This is a genomic window from Microvirga sp. P4_G7, from assembly GCF_056401005.1.
Genome location: NZ_JBFUKD010000869.1, coordinates 1 through 1,319, shown reverse-complemented (window position 1 = coordinate 1,319; position 1,319 = coordinate 1). Strand labels below are relative to the sequence as shown.

1 protein-coding gene is annotated in these 1,319 nt (G+C 57.8%); it reads left to right on the top strand.

Features of this window, described 5'->3' with window-relative positions:
* Window positions 1–397 precede the first annotated feature (397 nt).
* Window positions 398–1,315 (top strand): LysR family transcriptional regulator, encoded by a 918-nt coding sequence (locus AC1DT3_RS21480; RefSeq protein WP_477467212.1) that lies wholly within the window; start codon window positions 398–400, stop codon window positions 1,313–1,315.
* The last annotated feature ends 4 nt before the right edge of the window (window positions 1,316–1,319 follow it).

Genomic DNA, 1,319 nt, shown 5'->3' with positions numbered 1-1,319 from the left:
GTATTCGACATTGACGACGAAATGAACCATCAACGGCTTGCCGGCCCGGGCCTTCAACGGGGGACGTCTGTGAGCCATGACGAAAGGAATGCGTGGATTGGCGTTCAGCGACACACGGTTCTCGCCGATCGTCTCATTCATCGCAGCTGAGTCTGACATGCGTCGTCCTGATCATTCTCTTCCTGTACCTCGACGAGCCCCCGCGAGAGTGCGATATTTTGCAGCTTTTCGGACGCGTCGAATTCGCGAACATCGTGCCGTTCACAATTAGCTTTCTATGTCCCAGCCCGCGAAATCGGTAGCGTCACGCGCGTTCAATCAGTTATAAGAGAAGAGGCAACTCTCCGCGTCCTGCATTCAACGCGATCGCGGACGACCATTGACGGGAGGGCGCAATATGGAGATGCGGCAGATCAGGTATTTCGTCACGCTCGCAGAAACGGCGAGCGCGTCAAAAGCCTCGGTGATGCTTTCGGTCGCACAGCCGGCAATCAGCCGACAGATCCGACTTCTCGAAGAGGAGCTCGGCGTTTCCCTCTTCCACCGAACCGGGCGGGGGATGGAGCTGACCGAAGCCGGACGGATGTTGTCGACCCGTGCAAAGACCATCCTTTCCGATCTGCAAACGCTTGAACACGATGTGCGCTCCATGCGTGGCGTCGCGGAGGGCGAAGTCGTCTTCGGCGTTCCGCCGACGGAAAGCCACATCCTGGTGCCGCCGCTCATCAGGCGTCTCCGCGAGCGCCACAAGGGTGTGACCCTCAAGATCGTCGAGGCGTTCAGCGGATACGTCAACGAATGGCTGCTGACGGGCCGTCTTGACGTTGCGCTGTTCTACAAGGTCGCCAGGACGAAGCATCTTGTTGCGGACGAGTTGCTGCGAGAAAGCCTCTTCCTGGTGGGAGCCAAGGGCGTGGTCACCGGCGACGGACCGGTCGCGATAGCTGAACTCGCCGATCGCAATTTTATCCTGCCTAGCCGTTCGCATGGCTTGCGGGTGTTGATCGATCAAGTGGCAGAGAGCCTCAAAGTCAAGATCGATGTCGATCTCGAAGTCGACGCACTAATGACGATCAAGAGTCTCGTGGAAGCCGGGATCGGCTTGACGATTCTTCCTTTTCCTGCCGTTCAACGCGAAGTCGAAAACGGACTGCTTTCCGCGCGACAAATAAGACCTGATCAGCTTGAGAGAACGCTCGTCCTCGCTACTTCCACCCAACATCCTTTGAGTCTCGCGTCTCGGATCGTCGCACGTGAGAGCGTCGAGGTTGTGCGAGAACTCGTTGCGAAGAAGATGTGGGTCGGGGCTCTCTAAGCAC

What these genes read in the sequence shown, in the direction of transcription:
- AC1DT3_RS21480 (WP_477467212.1), top strand. Translation starts at nt 398, where the DNA reads ATGGAGATGCGGCAGATCAGGTATTTCGTCACGCTCGCAGAAACGGCG.